The sequence below is a fragment of the Hydrogenobacter sp. genome, from assembly GCA_041287335.1.
GTDB lineage: Bacteria > Aquificota > Aquificia > Aquificales > Aquificaceae > Hydrogenobacter.
In genome coordinates this window covers 82602-101914 of record JBEULM010000047.1, presented here as the reverse complement: position 1 = coordinate 101914, position 19313 = coordinate 82602, and the positions used below count along the sequence as shown (strand labels likewise).

The 19313-nt window shown below is 41.6% G+C and carries 21 protein-coding genes; 8 read left to right on the top strand and 13 right to left on the bottom strand.

Annotated features, from left to right (window positions below; genetic code table 11):
• Positions 1-142 precede the first annotated feature (142 nt).
• From nuoK to ABWK04_07275, 3 genes are read right to left on the bottom strand one after another with little or no spacing between them, the layout of a single operon-like run.
• Positions 143-445, bottom strand: coding sequence for an NADH-quinone oxidoreductase subunit NuoK (gene nuoK, locus ABWK04_07285; protein ID MEZ0361675.1), 303 nt, complete (start codon positions 443-445; stop codon positions 143-145).
• The gene (locus tag ABWK04_07280; protein MEZ0361674.1) at positions 442-933 is read right to left on the bottom strand and encodes an NADH-quinone oxidoreductase subunit J; all 492 of its coding nucleotides are present in this window, start codon (positions 931-933) and stop codon (positions 442-444) included. Before ABWK04_07280 ends, nuoK begins: the two co-directional genes overlap by 4 nt.
• A complete protein-coding gene (locus ABWK04_07275; GenBank protein ID MEZ0361673.1) occupies positions 921-1526 on the bottom strand; it encodes an NADH-quinone oxidoreductase subunit I in 606 nt (201 codons plus the stop codon). The genes ABWK04_07280 and ABWK04_07275 overlap by 13 nt, the downstream gene beginning before the upstream one ends.
• 194 nt (positions 1527-1720) lie before the next feature.
• On the opposite strand from ABWK04_07275, the gene groES reads away from it, so the two are divergent.
• Positions 1721-2014 (top strand): co-chaperone GroES, encoded by a 294-nt coding sequence (gene groES, locus ABWK04_07270; protein MEZ0361672.1) that lies wholly within the window; start codon positions 1721-1723, stop codon positions 2012-2014.
• A 24-nt stretch (positions 2015-2038) separates the two neighbouring features.
• A complete protein-coding gene (gene groL, locus ABWK04_07265; GenBank protein ID MEZ0361671.1) occupies positions 2039-3676 on the top strand; it encodes a chaperonin GroEL in 1638 nt (545 codons plus the stop codon).
• Positions 3677-3713: 37 nt separating this feature from the next.
• Here groL and ABWK04_07260 read toward each other — a convergent pair whose 3' ends face one another.
• The 3 genes from ABWK04_07260 to ABWK04_07250 are packed head-to-tail and all read right to left on the bottom strand — an operon-like array spanning position 3714 to position 5795.
• Positions 3714-4442, bottom strand: coding sequence for a phosphatidate cytidylyltransferase (locus ABWK04_07260; GenBank protein ID MEZ0361670.1), 729 nt, complete (start codon positions 4440-4442; stop codon positions 3714-3716).
• Positions 4426-5118 carry a polyprenyl diphosphate synthase gene (gene uppS, locus ABWK04_07255; GenBank protein MEZ0361669.1) on the bottom strand — a complete coding sequence of 231 codons (693 nt, stop codon included), beginning with the start codon at positions 5116-5118 and terminating at the stop codon, positions 4426-4428. The genes ABWK04_07260 and uppS overlap by 17 nt, the downstream gene beginning before the upstream one ends.
• The gene (locus ABWK04_07250) at positions 5115-5795 is read right to left on the bottom strand and encodes a tetratricopeptide repeat protein (protein ID MEZ0361668.1); all 681 of its coding nucleotides are present in this window, start codon (positions 5793-5795) and stop codon (positions 5115-5117) included. Before ABWK04_07250 ends, uppS begins: the two co-directional genes overlap by 4 nt.
• A 51-nt stretch (positions 5796-5846) precedes the next feature.
• On the opposite strand from ABWK04_07250, the gene pgl reads away from it, so the two are divergent.
• Both pgl and ABWK04_07240 read left to right on the top strand, forming a co-directional pair.
• Positions 5847-6482, top strand: a complete 636-nt coding sequence (gene pgl, locus ABWK04_07245) for a 6-phosphogluconolactonase (protein MEZ0361667.1) — start codon at positions 5847-5849, stop codon at positions 6480-6482.
• Positions 6483-6669: 187 nt separating this feature from the next.
• Entirely contained in the window at positions 6670-7518 is an 849-nt protein-coding gene (locus ABWK04_07240; protein ID MEZ0361666.1) for an MlaE family lipid ABC transporter permease subunit, read from the top strand.
• 143 nt (positions 7519-7661) lie between these two features.
• Here ABWK04_07240 and mtaB read toward each other — a convergent pair whose 3' ends face one another.
• A complete protein-coding gene (gene mtaB, locus ABWK04_07235) occupies positions 7662-8894 on the bottom strand; it encodes a tRNA (N(6)-L-threonylcarbamoyladenosine(37)-C(2))-methylthiotransferase MtaB (protein MEZ0361665.1) in 1233 nt (410 codons plus the stop codon).
• A gap of 151 nt (positions 8895-9045) precedes the next feature.
• On the opposite strand from mtaB, the gene ABWK04_07230 reads away from it, so the two are divergent.
• A complete protein-coding gene (locus tag ABWK04_07230; protein MEZ0361664.1) occupies positions 9046-11151 on the top strand; it encodes a ribonucleoside triphosphate reductase in 2106 nt (701 codons plus the stop codon).
• Here the strand turns inward: ABWK04_07230 and ABWK04_07225 are convergent.
• The gene (locus ABWK04_07225; protein MEZ0361663.1) at positions 11144-11599 is read right to left on the bottom strand and encodes an Rrf2 family transcriptional regulator; all 456 of its coding nucleotides are present in this window, start codon (positions 11597-11599) and stop codon (positions 11144-11146) included. The genes ABWK04_07230 and ABWK04_07225 overlap by 8 nt on opposite strands.
• Positions 11600-11616: 17 nt before the next feature.
• Between ABWK04_07225 and ABWK04_07220 the strand changes: the two genes are divergently transcribed.
• The gene (locus ABWK04_07220) at positions 11617-12621 is read left to right on the top strand and encodes an Lrp/AsnC family transcriptional regulator (protein MEZ0361662.1); all 1005 of its coding nucleotides are present in this window, start codon (positions 11617-11619) and stop codon (positions 12619-12621) included.
• Here ABWK04_07220 and mraY read toward each other — a convergent pair.
• Together mraY and ABWK04_07210 are read right to left on the bottom strand one after the other, a co-directional pair.
• Positions 12608-13687: a phospho-N-acetylmuramoyl-pentapeptide-transferase gene (mraY, locus tag ABWK04_07215; protein ID MEZ0361661.1), complete on the bottom strand. Its 1080-nt coding sequence runs from the start codon at positions 13685-13687 to the stop codon at positions 12608-12610. The two genes, ABWK04_07220 and mraY, sit on opposite strands and share 14 nt — an antisense overlap.
• A gap of 1 nt (position 13688) precedes the next feature.
• The gene (locus ABWK04_07210; protein MEZ0361660.1) at positions 13689-14261 is read right to left on the bottom strand and encodes an RNA methyltransferase; all 573 of its coding nucleotides are present in this window, start codon (positions 14259-14261) and stop codon (positions 13689-13691) included.
• A 47-nt stretch (positions 14262-14308) separates the two neighbouring features.
• Between ABWK04_07210 and ABWK04_07205 the strand changes: the two genes are divergently transcribed.
• Both ABWK04_07205 and ispD read left to right on the top strand, forming a co-directional pair.
• On the top strand, positions 14309-14662 hold the full coding sequence (locus ABWK04_07205; GenBank protein MEZ0361659.1) for a hypothetical protein: 354 nt from the start codon (positions 14309-14311) through the stop codon (positions 14660-14662).
• Entirely contained in the window at positions 14659-15318 is a 660-nt protein-coding gene (gene ispD, locus ABWK04_07200) for a 2-C-methyl-D-erythritol 4-phosphate cytidylyltransferase (GenBank protein MEZ0361658.1), read from the top strand. The genes ABWK04_07205 and ispD overlap by 4 nt, the downstream gene beginning before the upstream one ends.
• Here ispD and ABWK04_07195 read toward each other — a convergent pair.
• From ABWK04_07195 to ABWK04_07185, 3 genes are read right to left on the bottom strand one after another with little or no spacing between them, the layout of a single operon-like run.
• Positions 15246-16424 (bottom strand): MFS transporter, encoded by a 1179-nt coding sequence (locus tag ABWK04_07195; protein ID MEZ0361657.1) that lies wholly within the window; start codon positions 16422-16424, stop codon positions 15246-15248. The genes ispD and ABWK04_07195 overlap by 73 nt on opposite strands.
• 4 nt (positions 16425-16428) lie before the next feature.
• The gene (locus ABWK04_07190; protein MEZ0361656.1) at positions 16429-16821 is read right to left on the bottom strand and encodes a thioesterase family protein; all 393 of its coding nucleotides are present in this window, start codon (positions 16819-16821) and stop codon (positions 16429-16431) included.
• A complete protein-coding gene (locus ABWK04_07185; protein ID MEZ0361655.1) occupies positions 16818-19313 on the bottom strand; it encodes an AMP-binding protein in 2496 nt (831 codons plus the stop codon). Before ABWK04_07185 ends, ABWK04_07190 begins: the two co-directional genes overlap by 4 nt.

Below are 19313 nucleotides of genomic sequence, written 5' to 3'. Positions count from 1 at the left end.
GAGGACAGACAAGGAGAGCAAGAAAGACAAGACGCCTGTAACTGAAGTTATGATGGCAGATAGCTTATCACCCAACCACCTTCCCAAAAGACCCACAGCTAAAAAAGAGATAAAGGGCAAAAATATTATGAGTGCTTCCATTCTAATCCCTCAGATGGACGGTTTCGGAGGAGCCTTCATAACCTCTCAGTCTGAATATGGAAATTATAATACCCAGACCTACAGCCACTTCCGCTGCAGCAACAGTAAGTATAAACAACGCAAAAACCTGACCCTCTACTTTACCGAGCATCTTGTCTATACTAACAAAGGCGAGATTTATACCGTTTAGCATAAGTTCAGTACTTACAAGAATAGTTAGGAGGTTTTTACGTATTAGTATCCCAAAAAAACCCAAAAGGAACAGAAAAAGGCTCAGAAGAAGATAAAACTTCTCAACGCTCACTCCTCTTTCCTCCCGAGAAGTATAGCCCCTATCATAGCGATCAAAAGTATAACAGAAGCCACTTCAAAAGGAAAGAGGTAAGAGGTAAATAAGAGCTTTCCTACATCTCTCACATTGTTACCACTAATAACATTCGCAGGCTCGGCGAATTTACCTTTCAGAATCATGTAAGACATAAGAGCAAAGGAAATCATAAAAAAGGGCAAACCTAAAAGGAGTTCCTGTTTATATATACCTTCAAATTTTTTCACTTTCTCCCAAGGGATCACAGTTATTACAAGCACGTAAAAAACTACTATGGCAACAGCGTATATAATAAGCTGAAGACCAGCCAAAAGCTCGGCTCCCATATGAAGAAATATACCAGCCATAGCGAGTATCACGGAAAGGAAAGACAGTATGACGTGAACAGGATTTTTCATAAAAATGGTAGCGAAAGCTGATATTACAAGCCATACGGAAAGAAAAGCGATAACTACCCACTCCACTGTATCTTCCCCCAAAGCTTTTCCCTTTGTTCGTCATCTATCCATATCCTGTCAGGTTCTCCACCCCTTCTCTTTTTCCAATCTATTGCATGCTTCTCAAGATCATCCATTCGGAATACGCCTGCGGATCTAGAATAACCGGCAAGCTCGTGAAGATCCGTCATAGTTAAACATCCGACTGGACATGCATCAACACATAGCCCACAGAAGAGGCAGTTGTAGAGATTCATGTCAAACCTTACCACTTTTTTGGTTCCATCAGGCATCTGGATAGCTTCTATCCTAAAGAGGGTTGGCATTGGGCATGCGGTTTGACACATATAACAGGCTACACACCTGCTTTTACCCTTTTCGTAACTCATAAACTTTCCTATAGCTTTGAGTGAGTCAGGTTCGGTACCGTCCCAAACAAAGTGACCATGCGCTCCTCTGTATCTTTTGGGTAATGTGAGTTTTTCAAGAGGATAGTTGGTAGTTATGGGTTTTCTGAGGAGATTCCTGAGCGTTACGGAAAGACCCTTTATAAAATCCACAAAAAGTATGGTTTCCACTACGTTTAAGAAAGCCTTCCTGTTTACTTTCTTTATACTCATAGTGGGTAAGTATTTTACACCAGCTAAGTGCGTATTAAAAATTTAGTGATATAGATCACATTCTCTTAAAGTATACATTTAAAGCATCAAGAAAGTTTAGTATAATAGGCTAAAAATTTTGTCTTTTACCCCTTGACAAAGCGGTAAGGTGTTAATATAATTTTTATCTGTAAAAAAACGAAGGAGGTAAGGACATGGCAAGGTTAAGACCTCTATACGATAAGATAGTTGTCAAGAGGATGGAGGAACAAGAGCAAAAAACGCCGTCAGGTATAATCATACCTGATACGGCGAAAGAAAAGCCCCAGATAGGGGAAGTTATAGCCGTAGGTGACGGGAAACTCTTGAGCAATGGTCAGGTTGTTTCCCCCAAAGTAAAGAAGGGGGATAAGGTGGTTTTCAATAAGTATGCGGGAACGGAGGTGGAGCTTGACGGTGAAAAGTATTTAATAATGTCTGAAGATGAAGTTTTAGCAGTAATTGAGTAAAAAACTTTTAAAGGAGGTGGAAAGATGGCTGCAAAGAAGGTCATTTATGGAGAAGATGCAAGGTCAAGACTTAAGGCGGGCGTTGACAAGCTTGCCAACGCTGTTAAAGTAACCCTCGGTCCGAGGGGTAGAGAGGTGATCATAGAGAAAAAGTGGGGTACACCTGTAGTTACAAAGGACGGTGTTACTGTAGCAAAGGAAGTGGAGCTTAAAGATCCTTATGAAAACATGGGTGCTCAGCTGGTAAAGGAAGTAGCTTCCAAAACATCCGATGTGGCAGGTGATGGAACTACAACCGCAACGGTACTGGCTCAAGCCATATTCAACGAAGGTTTGAGAGCCATAGCATCTGGTGCCAATCCTATGGACCTCAAAAGGGGTATAGATAAAGCTGTTGAAACCGTCGTAAGCGAAATAAAGAAGCTATCCATTCCCGTATCAGGTAGGAAAGAAATAGAACAGGTTGCCACCATATCGGCTAACAACGATGTGAACATAGGCAAGATCATAGCCGATGCTATGGAAGCCGTTGGTAAGGATGGAGTTATAACCGTGGAGGAGTCTAAGTCTGCGGAGACCACCTTAGAGACAGTTCAAGGTATGCAGTTTGACAGAGGATACCTTTCCCCTTACTTTGTGACGAATCCTGATAAGATGGAAGCTGTCCTTGAGGATCCCTTCATACTCATATATGAAAAGAAAATATCTAACGTAAAGGACCTCCTGCCTGTACTTGAAAACGTGGTGAGAGCCGGCAAGCCCTTACTTGTTATAGCTGAAGATGTGGAAGCTGAAGCGTTAGCGACATTGGTAGTAAACCACATAAAGGGTGTAATAAGGGCTTGTGCGGTAAAAGCTCCTGGCTTTGGTCAAAGGAGGAAGGATTACCTGCAGGATATAGCCACACTGACTGGTGGGACTGCCATAACGGAAGAACTTGGCATAAAGTTAGAAAGCGTGACTCTTGATATGCTCGGAAGAGCCGATAAGGTGATAGTAGACAAAGACAACACCACTATAGTAGGAGGTAAAGGCTCTAAAGAAGCTATACAGGCAAGGATAGAGCAGATCAAAAAACAAATACTTGAGACAACTTCGGATTATGACAGGGAAAAACTGCAAGAAAGACTTGCTAAACTCTCTGGCGGAGTTGCCATTATAAGAGTTGGTGCCGCAACGGAAGCTGAACTTAAAGAAAAGAAGGCGAGAGTTGAGGACGCTGTACATGCTACAAAAGCGGCTGTTGAAGAAGGCATAGTTCCTGGTGGTGGTGTCGCTCTTGTGAGAGCCTCCGAAGCCTTGGATGACCTGAAAGTAGATAACGCAGATCAGCAGTTAGGTATTGATATAATAAAGAAGGCTTGCAGAACGCCACTCAGACAGATAGCCACAAACGCCGGATTTGAAGGTTACGTGGTACTTGAAAAGGCACTTCAGCTTGGAAAGGAAAAGGGTAAAAACTGGGGATTTGATGCAGCCACAGGAGAATACAAAGATATGGTTGAGGCAGGTATAATAGATCCGACAAAAGTGGTTAGGGTAGCCATTCAAAATGCAGCATCCGTTGCAGGTACTATGCTCACAGCCGAAGCTCTCGTTGCTGAAATACCAGAGGAGAAGAAAGAGAAAGCTCCAGCTCCAGAAATGCCTGAACTTGACTGATCAGCCTTTCCCCCCTTGTGGGGGGGCTTTAATTTACTTATAAACCCAAAATAGCCGAATAAACCGGGGCTGTAAAGAGCAAAGAATCAAATCTATCTGTGAAACCTCCATGTTGTCCCAGCGCGCTTGAAAAGTCCTTTATACCTGCCTGTCTTTTTATAAAACTCTTAAAAAGGTCGCCAGACACAGCACACAGGACAAGCAAGGTGCCATACATAAGAGATTTGAAAATGGAAAAGTCGGAAAGGAAGGAAAATAAGGCTACACCCATCAGCGCACCGCCAAGAAAACCTTCCCACGTCTTTTTGGGTGAAAGTTCAGGGAAAAAGGGATGCTTTCCTATACGCCTTCCCACATAGTAGGAAGTTATATCCACAGACCACACTAACAACAAGATCTTTAAAAGTTGATAGTTGTTTGAAGATTTGAGGATATATAAGTATGAAGGCAAAATACCTGCGTAGACCAGAATAAAAAAGCTCTTTAAAAAATCTTCCATTTTCCAGCTTCTATACCCTTTTACTAAAGAGAGAAATGCGGAAAGGATAATACCCATACCGGTGTGAAGGCAAGCCATAAAAAACACCGCAGGTGCAGATAAAGCATAAAGATTCACTTTTAAAGCCTTTGATACTTCTTGAGCTATAGCGTACGAAAGTAAAGCGATTATTGGCAGAAATATATAAAATGGAGACAAAACAGCTATTAGAGATACAAATCCTACGAAAAAGCCAACGGCTTCCCTACTCTCAAATAACCGCTCCAAACTTTCTCACCCTCTTTGAATAGTCTTCTATAGCTTTTAAAAGTTCCATCTTATCAAAATCCGGCCAATATGTATCGGTAAAGTAAAGCTCTGTGTATGCCAAATTCCAGAGCAAAAAGTTGGAGATCCTCTTTTCGCCTGCAGTTCTTACGAGAAGATCCGGATCTGGAATACCATCCAAATCAAGAAAGGTTGAAAAGATCACTTCGTCCACACTTTTCAAGCCCGCATTTATAGCTTTATTTACAGCTCTCACTATATCATCCCGACCTCCGTAATCAAGTGCTATACAGACAAATATCCCGTTACAGTTTTTACTTTCCTCTTCCATCTCTTCCATCAGGCTGACAAGCCCCAAAGGTAGTCTGTCCCTCCTTCCGATGAATTTTATCCTCACGCCTTTGCTTATAAGTTCCTCTTTCCTGTCTTTCAGGTACGATTCAAACAGTTCAAAAAGCGCCCTTATTTCTTCTTTAGGTCTCTTCCAGTTTTCTGTTGAAAAGGTAAAAAGGGTAAGATATTTAATCCCAAGCTGTAAGCATATATCAACAAGCTCTTCAGCCCTTTTTACTCCCTGATAATGACCGTGTATTCTTGAAAGTCCCCTTTCCTTTGCCCATCTTCCGTTCCCATCCATGATGATGGCAAGATGCGTGGGTATTTTTAAAGATATCATTTCCCGAGCTTTCTTTTGGCTATTTCAGCCTCTTCTGATAGTGGATAATCCTTTACCAGATTTTGGTAGAACTCATTAGCTTTCTGCTGATCTCCTTTGAGTTCGTAAAGTTTCGCTAACTGCAAATAAGCCCCAGGAGCTTTATTACAATCCGGAAGCTCACCTCTCTTGCACTTTTCTACAAGAGTCAACCAAACAGCTTCAGCTTTATCAAATTCGTTCATATCCTTAAAGACAGTACCTAGCCAAAAGTAGGCGTTGTCTGTAAGAGGAGTGCGGGGATTCCTCCTTATAAACTCTATGAATTTATCCTTTGCTTTACCGAACTGTTTCTGATTGTATAGATTCATTGCTTCGTCATACTCTTTCTGATAGTTCTCTTCGAGCTTTTGAGGGTATTCTACCTTTTTCTTAATTTCTTCAGACAATCTTACAGAACCTGTACTTTCTCTACCGGCTTTTAATCTCTCTACATCCAATCTTAACTTAGTGAGACTTTCAGCCAGATTATCCACCCTTGTTTCCGTCTTTATACTCTGCTCTTCAAGTCTCCTTTGCCTATCCTCAAGTTTGCTTAGTCTTTCATCAACTTTTGCAAACTTCTGATCCAGCTCCTCTTTTGTGATGGGTCCGCAAGCAGCCAACATAACAGTAAGAAGCAACAATGTTCTTTTCATAATGCTTAATTATAACTTAGAAAGTTTTATGTAGGAAGCTATAATTTTTTCATGTACAAGCTTTATAGCTTAGAGGATCCTGATCTTAAACTGAAAACCTTTCTCAAAAGACTTATAAACCTTTTTCTAAAACATCAGAAAGTCTGTCATATAGCTCTTGCGGGTGGTAGAACTCCCATTGAGCTATACAGGATGCTTTCAAAAGAAAACCTCCTTTGGGGTAAAATCAAGTTTTACTTAACAGATGAAAGGTATGTATCTTTGGTGTCTGAACTAAGTAACTATAAGGCTGTAAGAGAAACTTTGGGAGACAAAGCAAAGCTGGTCTTTTACAAAACCGATATGGATATAGAAGAATGCGCCTTAGATTACAGCTTACAACTGCCCGAGAGGCTTCACATAACCCTTCTGGGAGTTGGTAAAGATGGGCATACCGCTTCCCTATTTCCCAAGGGGGAATGTAAAAAGGTAAGTCAAAAAGTTTGTGTAAGCAGGTCTCCTGACGGTCTTTTGAGACTTTCCTTGACACAAGAGTACTTAAACGGCTCCTGCGTGATTATCTTTTTCGTAAAGGGAGAGGAAAAGAAAAAGATTTTGGAAGCGATGTTAAAACGTGAAGATATACCTGCTGTCAAGGTGAGAGGGGTTTTGAGAACTTACCTTTTCACAGACATTTCGGGATTGTAAAATAATAGTAGAATTATGAGGAGATTAAAGAGCTTTGAAAAGCTTTTTAAAAGGCTAATAGCCGAGCAAGGAGATAAATTTTGGCGGATACAACACTTCTGGTAGTGCCTTTTATCAAGTGCAAAGTATTTCCGGTATGTCAACAATTATTTGCCGTTCTCCCCGCTCTTGTGCAAACTCTCAAAGCATGACTATACTGGTAAGCGGTGGTGGATACTTATTTAAAGCAAAAGCTATCAGAGATATCTCAGAATTTGAAGATGCAGGATTTGGCTATACTATAATATACAACGTGTTTGTTATTAAGGTTTTAGAGGAAGTTGGGAGAGCTATACTTTTAACCTTCTGGGGTTTATACTTTATACTTAAAAAACCTCCAAAGTTTGGACATTTCCTAAAGCAGGTAGCTTATCTCGGATCGGAAACAGTTCCAGTAGTGGTGATAACTTCCATATTCTCGGGCGGTGTTATAGCCTTGCAAACTTACAGTACCTTCCATAGGTTTAACGCAGAGTTTTTGATAGGAGCTGTAGTGGCTATATCCATGGGAAGGGAGTTAGGTCCTGTACTGGCATCTTTGATGGTAGTAGCAAGAGTTGGATCCGCCATGACCGCCAACATAGGCACCATGAGAATAACTGAACAGATAGATGCATTAGAAGTTATGGGTATAAATCCCGTGAGTTATCTTGTTAGTCCCAGATTGTTTGCAGGGCTTGTAGGTGTCCCTATGCTGGTTTTGATATCGGACATTTCAGGTATATTCGGTGGTTGGTTTGTAGCGGTTAAACTCTTTGGTGTTAACGAGTACCTATTTTGGGAAAAAATGAGAGATATAACGGAGCTTTACGACTTTATAGGTGGACTTTACAAGGCGGTATTTTTCGGTCTTGTCATATCCGCAGTGAGCTGTTACTTTGGTTTTTATACAAGCGGAGGGACCGAGGGAGTAGGCCGGGCTACTACAAACAGTGTAGTAACTTCATCCATGCTCATACTCATATCCGACTACTTTCTGACAGCAATCATATTTTAAACCCCTTGCATTTTTATAAATTTTTCTTATAATACCTATAAGTAAGAGCTAATAAAAGGGTGTTTAGAAACCCCTCCCCATGGCACACCTCCTCACCACCCCCTACACGTGGGGGTGGTCCTTTTCAATTTAGTTGTAAAGCTTTATATCTTGATTCTTAAAAACTCACCTATCTTCCTGTAGCCTTCACGTTCCAAATTTATGTAGTTCTCCGTTAGAAGTCTATTCTCATCTATTACCAAAGCTCTAAGCTCCATGCCCCTATTTTTCTCAAGGAAAATCTTTCGCTTTTCGTAGTCAAGCGATTTAAGTGCTTCCACTCTTTCCCTTTTTACCTTTTTGCTCACTTTATGTGACATGGCATACGCTTTTGTCCCTTTTCTATCCGAATAGGGAAACACATGCAGGTAATAAATGGGTAATTCATACAAAAGGTTATAAGTTTTTGTAAAGTCCTCATCGTTCTCAGAAGGAAAGCCAACTATCACATCTGTACCGATACCAGAGATAGGTCTTTTCTTCAAAATTTCCTCTATTAGCTTCACATAGTCTTTAACTTGGTAATCTCTCTTCATAAGTTTCAGTATCCTGTCGGAACCGCTCTGAAGTGGTATGTGGAAGTGAGGTGCGATCTTTTCTTCAGAGAGTAAAAGATCTAACAGATCCTTGCTTATCTCAGAAGGATACACGGAGGAAAGCCTCACGAGTTCTAACTCTCTTATCTTAACGAGATCCACCAAAAGCTCGTAAAGATCAGTCCCCATATCCCAGCCGTACTGGGTAAGCTGAGTTCCCGTCAAAACCACTTCTTTAAAACCTTTCTCAGCAAGAAGCCTCACTTCCTTCAAAACTTTCTCCTTTGGAACGCTTCTTGACTTACCTCTGGCAAATGGGATCACACAAAAGGTGCAAAATCTGTTACAGCCCTCTTGAATCTTTACGAAGGGTCTTACTTTCTCAAAGTAGGTAATAATATCAAAGTTCTCCACGGAGTTTTGCCTGAATATGTTGTCTACGTAAATCTTTTCTCCTCTTCCTTCCAAATATTCCTCAATTATCTTAAGTATGTCCCGCTTGTGCGTATTTCCCACTATTAAATCCACTTCCTTGAGTTCTGACAGAGCGTGAGGGTTAGTTTGTGCATAGCATCCTGTTACAACTACCAAACCGTGCGGATTTGATCTTTTTGCCCTATATATGGCTTGACGGGATGACCTGTCAGCCCCCGCTGTTACACTGCATGTGTTTATAATGTATATGTCCGCCTTTTCAAAATCTATCACCCGATAACCCTTCTGTATAAATTGATGCATCATAAGATGGGTATCAAACTCGTTGCTCCTACAGCCTAAGGTGAAAAAAGCTACATTCTTCATAGGAGAATAAATTATCTCACAAAAGTATCGTTGTCTCCTTAACTTATTCTTCCACAAAGGGATAAGCCTTTAGAGTAAGAAAATCCTGCCTTGACTAACAGAAAACATTTTTTATGATTTTAAAGTAATCAAATTATAAAGGAGGTAAACCATGTTCAGACTGGAAGGAGCAGGTAAACTCAGGCAAAAGCTTATCAACGATGCATACCAAGTGATTAAAAGGGACGGTACCATAGTTTCCTTTGACCGCACAAGGATAGAAAGGGCTATATCAAAGGCTTTCAAGGCTGTAGGGGAGCCTCTTGACCACAGCATACTTGAAGAGCTTGTGGAGGATGTTATTAAAAAGGTTGTTGAGCTAAGGAAGGAAAAGGTTCATGTGGAAGAAATTCAAGATATTGTAGAAGAAACCTTAATACTTCACGGCTTTGCCAAGGCGGGAAAGGCATACATCCTCTACAGAAAGAAGAGGGAGGAGCTTAGAGATATCTCAAAAGCCATAATTGATGCCGAGAAGGTGGTGCAAGAATATATATATCAGCAAGACTGGAGAGTGCAGGAAAATGCCAATGCAAGTTATTCCTTCTCCGGGCTTATGCTTCATACCGCAGGAACCGTTATAGCCCACTACACGCTTACTCATATCTACCCTGAAAGGATTGCAAAGGCTCACAGGGAGGGAGACTTTCACATACACGACCTATCTCATGGTATAGTAGGCTATTGTGCAGGCTGGTCTTTAGAAGACATTTTGAGAAAAGGCTTTAGGGGAGGTTATGGGAAGGTAACTGCAGGTCCTGCAAAGCACCTTTCCTCCCTTATCGGGCAAATTGTAAATTTTCTTGGTTGCACCCAGATGGAGTTTGCGGGCGCTCAGGCTCTCAACTCGGTGGATACGTACCTTGCTCCCTTTATCAGAGTAGATGGGCTTAGCTATGAAGAGGTAAAACAGCTTATACAACAGTTTGTCTTTTCCTTGAACGTGCCTTCAAGGTGGGGAAGTCAGGCACCCTTTATAAACTTCACCTTTGATTGGACGGTGCCGGAGGATATGAAGGATAGACCAGTAATTGTGGGCGGTAGGGAAAGACCGGATATAGGCTATTACGGTGATTTTCAGAAGGAGATGGACATGATAAACAGAGCTTTTATGGAGGTTATGATGGAGGGGGACTACGAGGGCAGGGTATTTTCCTTTCCCATACCCACCTACAACATAACAAAGGATTTTGACTGGGATTCAGAAAGGGCAAGGCTTTTGTGGAAAATGACCGCAAAGTACGGCATACCTTACTTCCAGAACTTCATATCAAGCTCCTTAAAGCCTGGTGATATAAGAAGCATGTGCTGTAGGCTACAGCTTGACCTTAGAGAACTGAGGAATAGAATGGGTGGGCTTTTTGGAAGTGCGGACAAGACAGGCTCCATAGGTGTGGTTACTATAAACATGCCGAGGATAGCTTACCTGTCAAAGTCTGAAGAAGAGTTCTTTGAAAGGCTTTATGAGCTTATGGTGCTTGCCAAAGAAAGCCTTGAGATAAAGAGGAAGGTAATTGAGAGGAACCTCAGAAAAGGGCTGATGCCTTACTCAAGGGAATATCTTGACTCTTTTGACACCTTCTTTTCTACCATAGGTCTTGTAGGTATGAACGAAGCCTGCCTAAACCTCCTTGGCGTTTCCATTGCAGAGCCTGAAGGTAAAGACTTTGCTATTAGGGTTCTTAAGTTTATGAGGGAAAGGCTTTCGGACTTTCAAGAAGAAACGGGGCATCTTTACAACCTTGAGGCAACACCTGCGGAAGGCACCTCTTACAGGCTTGCAAAGATAGATAAGGCTAAGTTTCCAGATATAATAACCGCGGGAGAAAGGGAGCCTTACTACACAAACTCCACCCATTTGCCTGTTAATTACACCGACGATGCCTTTGAAGTGCTTGAGCATCAAAAGGACCTGCAGGTTCTATATACGGGTGGCACGGTAATACACTTCTTTCTTCAGGAATCTCCAGAAGAGTTCGCGGTTTCAAGGTTTATAAAAACCGTCTTTGAGAGTTATCCCATACCTTACCTGACCATAACGCCTACCTTTTCTGTGTGTGAGGAGCATGGCTACATAAGGGGTGAACATTTTTACTGCCCAGAATGTAAAAGACCTACGGAGGTTTATTCAAGGGTGGTAGGCTACTACAGACCAGTCCAAAGATGGAACAGAGGCAAGCAGGAAGAGTTTAGGGAAAGGCTGGAGTATCTTATTTGATGGATCTTTCAAACTGCACGGGTTTTTCGTGCCTGTGCTTTTCTTCCACTTCCGAAAGTTCCGCTATGGTAGTGCTGTTGAGATAATCCAGTATGGTTTCCCTTAGGCGTGTCCACTTTTCGTGTACCTTACAAGGTGATACCTGCCACTCTTCGCACCTTCCTGGTCTCAGAGCACAGTAATCCAGTTTGTATTCTTCATCAAGATAGCGTATAACGTCCATTATGGTTATCTGCTCCGGAGGTACCGCAAGGGCAAAACCGCCAGTTGGACCTTTGTATGACCTAAGGACCCTTTCCCTTGCCAGTTTGTGGAATATCTTAGACAGAAATGGCTTTGGTATTTTTTGAGCTTCTGCTATCTCCTCAACTTTGACCAGCCTGTCCCTGTTGAGAGCCAAATAAGCTAAAGCTAACAGTGCGTACTTTACTGTTTCTGAGTATATCATAATGTTATAATTATAGCATGGGAAATGAATTTGACAAGATTTTAAAAATCATACAAGGGGAAATTCCTTTAGTCAAGAGACCCTTCTTGGTGCTTGCGAAAGAGCTTGGTCTTAAAGAGACGGAACTTCTAAAAGTTATAGAGAAGCTCATGGAGGATAGTATTGTAAGACAGATAGCACCTATATACGATAGCAAGATGCTTGGGTACGATTCGGCTTTGGTAGCTTTTAGGGTTGATAAGGAAAGGCTGGAGAAAGTTGCGAATTTTATCAACTCTTGTCCCGGTGTCAGTCACAACTACGAGAGGACACATGACTTTAATCTCTGGTTTACCTTAGCGGTTTTGCCTGATACCTTAAGCCTTGAGGATATTGTAAAACTTATGGCGAAAAGGACACAGACGCAGGATTATGTGGTTTTGAGAACTGTGAGGATGTTTAAGATCGGTGTAAAACTTGATTACGAATCTACACTTGAAAGGGGAAGTTTCAGTGTTAATACTTATACTTACATACCTCTAAGCGATGAAGAAAAGAAAATAGTGAGTGTGACACAGGGAAGTATACCCCTGACGGAAAGACCCTTCTTTGAGTATGCAAAGAAACTCTCCATATCGGAAGAGGAGCTTTTAACAAAGCTCAGGGAATTTAAAGAAAGAGGTATACTCAGAAGGATATCAGCTATACTACACCATAGAAGAGCTGGATTTGTTGCAAATGCCATGAGTGTATGGAAAGTTCCGGAAGATAGCATAGAGGAAGTAGGAAGTTACATAGCCAGTTTTAAGGGAGTATCTCACTGTTATGAGAGGACAACTAACGAAAGTTGGAAGTACAATCTCTTTGCTATGATACACGGCAAAAGCATGGAAGATGTACAACGCTTAGTAGAGCGCATAAGCGGGGAGAAGGCACTTAGAGATTACGTCTTGCTTTTCAGTACAAGGGAGTTTAAAAAAGAAAGGATAAGGTACTTTTCTGAAGATTTTGATGAGTGGTTAAGAAAAATCACCTCAATTTGAGTGTGGATATGGCAAGTATGCCAAGAAGTAGGGAAATTATCCACATTCTTACCACTATCTTAGGCTCTGGTATGCCTGAAAGCTCCAAGTGATGATGAAAGGGTGCCATCCTAAAGAGCCTCTTCCCTTTAGTGATCTTGAAATAGGCTACTTGTAGTATGACGCTTACAGTCTCAAAAACAAAAATGCCCCCAGCTATGGGAAGTAAAAGCTCCGACTTAGATATTAGGGCTATAACTCCGAGCGTTGCACCAAGAGAGAGAGAGCCTATATCACCCATAAAGAGCTGTGCTGGATAAGAGTTAAACCAGAGAAAACCCAGACCTGCACCGGCTATCGCAAAACAAAGCACGGTAAGGTCTCCAGCGTAAGGCACGTAAGGTATGTTCAGGTACTTAGATAGGGTAAAGTGACCCACCACGTAAGATACTATTCCGAGGGATGCGGAAGTAGTCATAACAGGTCCTATAGCCAGACCATCAAGACCGTCCGTTAGATTTACAGCGTTGGAGGTTGCCACGATTACGAAAACTGCAAAAGGCACGTAAAAAAGTCCCAGGTCTATCTGAAGCTCCTTAAAAAGTGGAAAGTATATCTTTGTGTTTACGCTTGTAAGTGTGTGTATGAGCATCACAGTAGCAAAAGAAACTATTATTTGGGCAGTAAACTTGAACTTTGCTGATATACCCTTTTTGTTTTTGAGTTTTATATAATCATCCGCAAATCCTATGAGAGCAAATCCCACCATGCAAAAGGTGATGATCCAAAAGTATGCGAGATCAAGCCTCATAAGTAAAAGGCAGGAGAGCATAATGGAAATCACTATAACAAAACCACCCATACTCGGCACATACTTCTTAACCAAGTGACCCTCTGGTGTGTATTCTCTCACATAGCCCTTGAAAAGCCTCTGAAGAGCTTTCATCTTCTTTACAAAGATGGGAGTTATGATGAGGGTAATGATAAAGGCAAGGATAACAGCCATAAGGGACCTAAAGGTTATGTATTTGAATACGTTAAAAACAAATAGGTAGTCTTTAAGCCATAGGGAGAGATGATAAAGCATGTCAGCACCTGTTCTTGCTAAAAAGTCTGTCTAAAATGATCGCTACCGCGTTTCTCACCGATAGGTGATTCCAATTTCCCGCTCCGTAAACCGGTTCAAGTATATAGTCAAAGGTCTTCATTAAGTCTGGAGGTATACCGTAACCTGTACCGAAAACTATGAGGAAGTCTTTATCCCTCTTTTTTATCTCGCTTCTCAAAAAATCATAAGAAACCTTGTTGGGATAGTCTCTTGCATCAGTTCCTATTATGATAGGTCTTCTTCCCCTTGTATTGATAATATCCTCTACAACTTCATCAAAGGTGTATAATAACTTGACGAGCTTTACCACCTCATTCCTCGTTGGGTTTGTTCTTAGTCCTTCCTCGGAAAGCCAGTAATCTAATTGTTTTTTTATTACTGAGCGCTGACCATCTACTGGCTGGACTATATAATAGGTATTTATCTCATAAGCTCTTGCTGGTCTGGCTATATCATGTAAATCCATAGTAGCAAAAGAGGTAATTATTATCCTTCCATGTTTGTCAAGCGCAGGGTAGTGAAGAAGCGCAATAAAAACATTGTGGTTTATCATAAAACTTTTATTATAACACCTACACCTTTTATGATAAAATTTTTATTATGAGCGTAAGGCACCGAATGAGAGAGTATGTGGAAGGACTTTTCACTAAGATAAAAGATCAAGCGGATGAAGAAGAATATACTGTATTTAACATATACACTAAGGCAGGTGCCATGGATGTGGATGAACTTGAGATCACCGATATGAAAGTAGAATTTTCCAACGCTGAGAGTGTAAAGAAGTTCTTGGATAGAACAACGAGAGAAGCCTTAGAGAGTGAAGTGAAGGGACTTAAGCTCATCGCTATGGTTCTTGAAAAGAGCGGTCAGTACTTTTTCTCTTCGGAGATCCCTCTGGAGGAGAGCTTCAAAAAGGGTATAAAGGAGAGGATAGAGCAGTTAAAAGAGGAATGATAAGCGTCATCCTACTTTCAGCCGGAGAAGGAAGGCGCTTTGGTGGAAAGAAACAGTTTGTTGAGCTTGCGGGGAAACCCCTTTACCTTCACTCCTTAGAAAAGGTTGTAGGAAGGTTTGAAGAGGTTATTTTGGTACTTCCAGAAGAAGATATAGAAAGGATAAAGGTGCAGGCTGGTGTTCAGAAGGTAAAGGGTGGTAAGGAGAGGCAAGATTCCGTGCTTGAAGGTTTGCTACAAGCCAAAGGCGAGATCGTTATAGTTCATGACTGCGCAAGACCTCTTGCAGACGCTGAACTCTTTAAGAAGGTATCCCAGCTTGATGGTTATCACGGAAAGATAACAGCTGTACCTTCAAGGGACACGCTTAAAGAGGTTGCTGGCGATATGGTTGTGAGAACTTTGGATAGGACGAATGTGTGGCTTTCACAGACACCTCAGGCTTTTATCAGAAGAGTACTTCTTGAGTGCCATTTTAAAGCCAGAAACGAAGGTTTTTATGCAACGGATGATGCTTCCCTGTTGGAAAGGTATGGCTACAGAGTAGGTGTGGTAGAAGGATCTTTCTGGAATATAAAGGTCACTTATCCGGAGGATCTTCCCTTTGCGGAGATACTTCTGGAGAGTATGAAAAGGGGTACCAAAGAGAAGATCTGACAGAAAACTGAGAAGACCATCAGGTAGTTAGTAGATACCTGATACAGATAACCAAGAAGGGCGCTTCCTAAAAACCAAAAAAATCCGTAAAAGAAGTGGAAGATACCAAAAGCTCTGCCTCTTGCCTCAGGCGGTGTAAGTTTGGCTATGGCTGACCTCATGATGGATTCCTGAATACCCATACCCAGACCCCAAAGCACCGTGCCAAGCCACACCAGAGAAATACTTTGGGAGAAGGCAAAAAGCGAGAAAGGTGACGCAAGAAGTATACCGATCATGAGTGCATAAAAACCTATCCTGTCAAAAAGCATACCGAAAATGAGAGCAAAGATAGCATCTATACCCATGGCTGTCGCGTAAAACAGGGGGATCCATCCGTCAGCAACCAGAGCTTTTTCCTTAATGTGATAAGCTATGAGAGCAAAGTCCGCATAACCCATCGCAACGAGTGAAAAAGCAAAAACATAAATAAAGAAAGAAGCCTTCAGATGATCTGTATGCGATTCTTTCTCTTTTGATATATGGTCCGCATAAATTAATTTGGTGTATATGAGAGTAAAAAGAGCCATCAAAGCCGGCACACCTAAGGATAAAAAGGCTGTGCGGTAACTCCCGACAGCAAACATAATGAGGCTTACCAAAATTGGACCCGAAAGTGCACCGATTTGATCAAAAAATTCATGTATACCAAAACCCAGACCGTGTCCCATCCTCTTTGTAACAAAAGACAGAAGAGCGTCCCTTGATGGTGCCCTTATTGACTTTCCCGCCCTCTCAAGGAGAAGCAAAAAACTCGCCCAATACCAGTCTGGAACTACAGCCAGAAGAGGTACCGCAAGGAGATTTATAGCATAACCCGTTATGGTGATCCCCCAATAAAAACCTGTTCTATCCGCAAGGTAACCAAAGACTAATCTCAGAGCGTACCCGATAAATTCGCCTAAACCGGCAATAAAACTCACCGCAAAGGCTGAAGCACCTAAAAGGGACAAGTAAGGACCTATTACACCTCTCGCACCCTCGTAGGTCACATCAGCGAAAAGACTGACCAAACCGAAAAGAAAAACTATCTTGTAAGCCCGTCTTTTTAGAAAATTCTCCTCCATAATCCTATTCCCTTCTTATTAAGCGTTCCTTTATTTTAACAGGCAGTGAGATTATCTTTGAGTTTTTGAGAATACAATGTCTCGTATGACCTAAAGCTCTCAATTTTCCCTCTGCACTCACTTTGTAATCAAAGGAAAAGGTAAATTTATCCATATGGGAAAGGGATACCTCTATATGCACCTCTTCATCGTACAATAAGGGTTTTTTAAATTCGCATGATGCTTCAAGAAGTACCACCTCGTAGCCTTCTTTCCTAAGTGCGGAGTAAGGAAGCCCCAAACTACGAAGTAATTCGCCTCTCGCTTCCTCAAAGTACCTGAAGTAATTGGAGTGGTGGACGATCCCTTGAGCGTCCGTCTCGTAAAAATGAACTCTCCTTACATATGTGTGCCTCATCTCTTTTCTTCCTTGATAAGATCTTCTACCTGTCTTTTTGTTTCCTCCACTATCTCTTCATAAGTTCTATCTTCTGGATTTATGGGTTTACCAAAGATCACTTTTATTTTCTTAGGCTTGGGAAATCTGTCTCTGAGCGACATAGATTCGTAGGTTCCTACGATGGCAACAGGTACAACAGGCACACCGAGTTCTTTGCTGAGTATGGCAAAACCCTTCTTAAAGGGTAATAGGTTTCCGTCACGGGTTCTCGCACCTTCTGGGAATATCACTACAATTTTTCCAAGTCTCAGCGCCCATGCGGTTTTCTGAAGGGATTCCTTCAACTTTTTGTCCAAGTTCACCGTTATGACGTGAGCCAGTTTTCCAAAAAGAGATGTTATAGGACTTTTAAAGTATCCCTCCTCTCCGAGAAAGTATGTTTCTTCAGCAACAGTCTCAGGCAAAGCGCTTGCCATAACAAAGCCGTCAAGGTAGCTGGCGTGGTTGGGAGCTAAAATATAGGGTGGGTTGGGTAGGTAATGGGGATTTTTGACTTCCAACCGGTTATAAAGCTTAAAAAACAAAAGCAAAAGCAAGCGTCCCATTTTAAACACTGCAGGATGATGCTCAAGTTTGTAAGGAAGTGAAGATTTTAAGATACTTTCCCAATTTACATGCGCTATCTGTATCTTTTCCTTCTTTTCAGAGATAAAGTTTACAAGCTGGTACAGTATACTGTGAGAAGAAAGTTCCTCTTCCTCCACTCTTACACCAAAAGCGTTCTCTATAAAACTCAGAAGCTCAACTTTTGCGAGGGAATCAAGACCGAGATCTATCTCAATATGGTCAGATGGAGTCGGTTTTTTACCCGATAGCCTAAAAAGATACTGGGATAGCACTTCCCACTCTTGTGTATATGGTATTTCTACTTTCTCTTTCTCTTCTTTGAATTCTACAGACATGTAAAGCTTTGGCAGTAGGAATCTTCTAAGTTTCCCAAGTCTTGTTTTGGGAAGTTCCTTATCTGTCAACTTAAAGCCTGTTATTCTTTTCCATTCGGGAAGTTCCCTGTTTGCCTTATCTATAACGTTCCACTTTATATACTCTTTTATGTTTAAAATGCCTCTCTCTTTTACCTTTTCAAAATCTGGGACCACAAGCGCATGCAAAGAGCCGTTTACCTCTAAAACTCCTACATCTTTTACCACATCGCTCTTCCCCATGAGGAGGTTTTCTACCTCCTCAGGATTTACGTTTTTCCCTCCAGAAAGCACTATAATCTCTTTTTTTCTGCCAGTTATGTATAGGTAGCCTTCCTCATCCATGTATCCTAAATCTCCAGTGAGAAACCAGCCGTCCTTAAAAGCTTGCTTAGTTTCTTCAGGTTTTTTAAAATATCCTTGCATAACGTTGACCCCACGAACGAGCACCTCACCATCATGTTCGATCTTCACGTGAACCTCCTCTATAGGGACTCCTACGGAGCCGAGCTTTATCCTCCACGGAGGGTTGAAGGATACTATGGGAGATGTTTCCGTGAGCCCATAACCTTCCACAACAGTAAATCCAAGTCTATCAAGAAAGCGAGCTGTGTCCAATGGCAGTTTTGCACCTCCGCTTACTAAAAATCTTAAGTGTCCTCCCAGGTTTTTGTGAACCTTCCAAAATAATATCTTTCTAAGGGATCTCGGTAAGCTTCCTGAAAGCTTAAAAAAGAGTGATGCCAGCCTACTTGAACTTATTCGCTCATTTATTCTCTTTTCCAGAAGCTGGTAAAGTCTGGGAACCCCCACCAGAATGGTAACTTTGTGTTCTCTCAAAGCCTTTATAATTTCCTCCGAACTCGGTTTTTCTAAAAATACCACTGTTGCACCTATGTACAGAGGTACGAGCAGAGTAGTCATAAGCGGATAAGAGTGATGGAAAGGGAGCAGAGCGAGGGTAATATCCCTCTCAGTAGCTATTTTGAGCTTCTCTATAGCCTTTATATTGGAAAGTATGTTTTTAAAGCTTAGCATTACACCTTTTGGTTCTCCAGTAGTTCCGGATGTGTAAAGTATGAGAGCTGTGTCGTGCAAAGATCTTACAGTAAAGCGCTCAAGTTTTTTTTCACCTGGGGCTATGCTATCAAAGTTAAAAAGTTGTGGTGATATACCTAAGTTCTCAACAGCTTTAGTGACAACATTTTGCGTTGTATCCGAGAAAAATATTGCAGAAGGTTCTATCTCTCTCAATATGTACTCAAGCTCTTGAAGGGATGACATAAAGTCCACAGGAACTACCACACCACCTCTCTGCCATACCGCAAAGAGTGTATACACCCATTCGGGGCGATTTTCACAGATTATTATTATCCTCTCATCAGGCGTTATATCCAAAAGGTGAGCGAGAGACTTTATCTTTTCCGTAAGTTCTTTGTAGGTTATATTTACACCGCCATATATAAACGCAGTTTTTTCCCACTCCCTAAGTTTGGGTATAACCGTACCCTTTTCTAAATCAAGCTCCAT

What these genes read in the sequence shown, in the direction of transcription:
- ABWK04_07275 (MEZ0361673.1), bottom strand. Translation starts at nt 1,526, where the DNA reads ATGAGTATAAAGAAAGTAAACAGGAAGGCTTTCTTAAACGTAGTGGAA.
- groES (MEZ0361672.1), top strand. Translation starts at nt 1,721, where the DNA reads ATGGCAAGGTTAAGACCTCTATACGATAAGATAGTTGTCAAGAGGATG.
- groL (MEZ0361671.1), top strand. Translation starts at nt 2,039, where the DNA reads ATGGCTGCAAAGAAGGTCATTTATGGAGAAGATGCAAGGTCAAGACTT.
- uppS (MEZ0361669.1), bottom strand. Translation starts at nt 5,118, where the DNA reads ATGATATCTTTAAAAATACCCACGCATCTTGCCATCATCATGGATGGG.
- ABWK04_07250 (MEZ0361668.1), bottom strand. Translation starts at nt 5,795, where the DNA reads ATGAAAAGAACATTGTTGCTTCTTACTGTTATGTTGGCTGCTTGCGGA.
- pgl (MEZ0361667.1), top strand. Translation starts at nt 5,847, where the DNA reads ATGTACAAGCTTTATAGCTTAGAGGATCCTGATCTTAAACTGAAAACC.
- ABWK04_07240 (MEZ0361666.1), top strand. Translation starts at nt 6,670, where the DNA reads ATGACTATACTGGTAAGCGGTGGTGGATACTTATTTAAAGCAAAAGCT.
- mtaB (MEZ0361665.1), bottom strand. Translation starts at nt 8,894, where the DNA reads ATGAAGAATGTAGCTTTTTTCACCTTAGGCTGTAGGAGCAACGAGTTT.
- ABWK04_07230 (MEZ0361664.1), top strand. Translation starts at nt 9,046, where the DNA reads ATGTTCAGACTGGAAGGAGCAGGTAAACTCAGGCAAAAGCTTATCAAC.
- ABWK04_07225 (MEZ0361663.1), bottom strand. Translation starts at nt 11,599, where the DNA reads ATGATATACTCAGAAACAGTAAAGTACGCACTGTTAGCTTTAGCTTAT.
- ABWK04_07220 (MEZ0361662.1), top strand. Translation starts at nt 11,617, where the DNA reads ATGGGAAATGAATTTGACAAGATTTTAAAAATCATACAAGGGGAAATT.
- mraY (MEZ0361661.1), bottom strand. Translation starts at nt 13,687, where the DNA reads ATGCTTTATCATCTCTCCCTATGGCTTAAAGACTACCTATTTGTTTTT.
- ABWK04_07210 (MEZ0361660.1), bottom strand. Translation starts at nt 14,261, where the DNA reads ATGATAAACCACAATGTTTTTATTGCGCTTCTTCACTACCCTGCGCTT.
- ABWK04_07205 (MEZ0361659.1), top strand. Translation starts at nt 14,309, where the DNA reads ATGAGCGTAAGGCACCGAATGAGAGAGTATGTGGAAGGACTTTTCACT.
- ispD (MEZ0361658.1), top strand. Translation starts at nt 14,659, where the DNA reads ATGATAAGCGTCATCCTACTTTCAGCCGGAGAAGGAAGGCGCTTTGGT.
- ABWK04_07195 (MEZ0361657.1), bottom strand. Translation starts at nt 16,424, where the DNA reads ATGGAGGAGAATTTTCTAAAAAGACGGGCTTACAAGATAGTTTTTCTT.
- ABWK04_07190 (MEZ0361656.1), bottom strand. Translation starts at nt 16,821, where the DNA reads ATGAGGCACACATATGTAAGGAGAGTTCATTTTTACGAGACGGACGCT.
- ABWK04_07185 (MEZ0361655.1), bottom strand. Translation starts at nt 19,313, where the DNA reads ATGGAGCTTGATTTAGAAAAGGGTACGGTTATACCCAAACTTAGGGAG.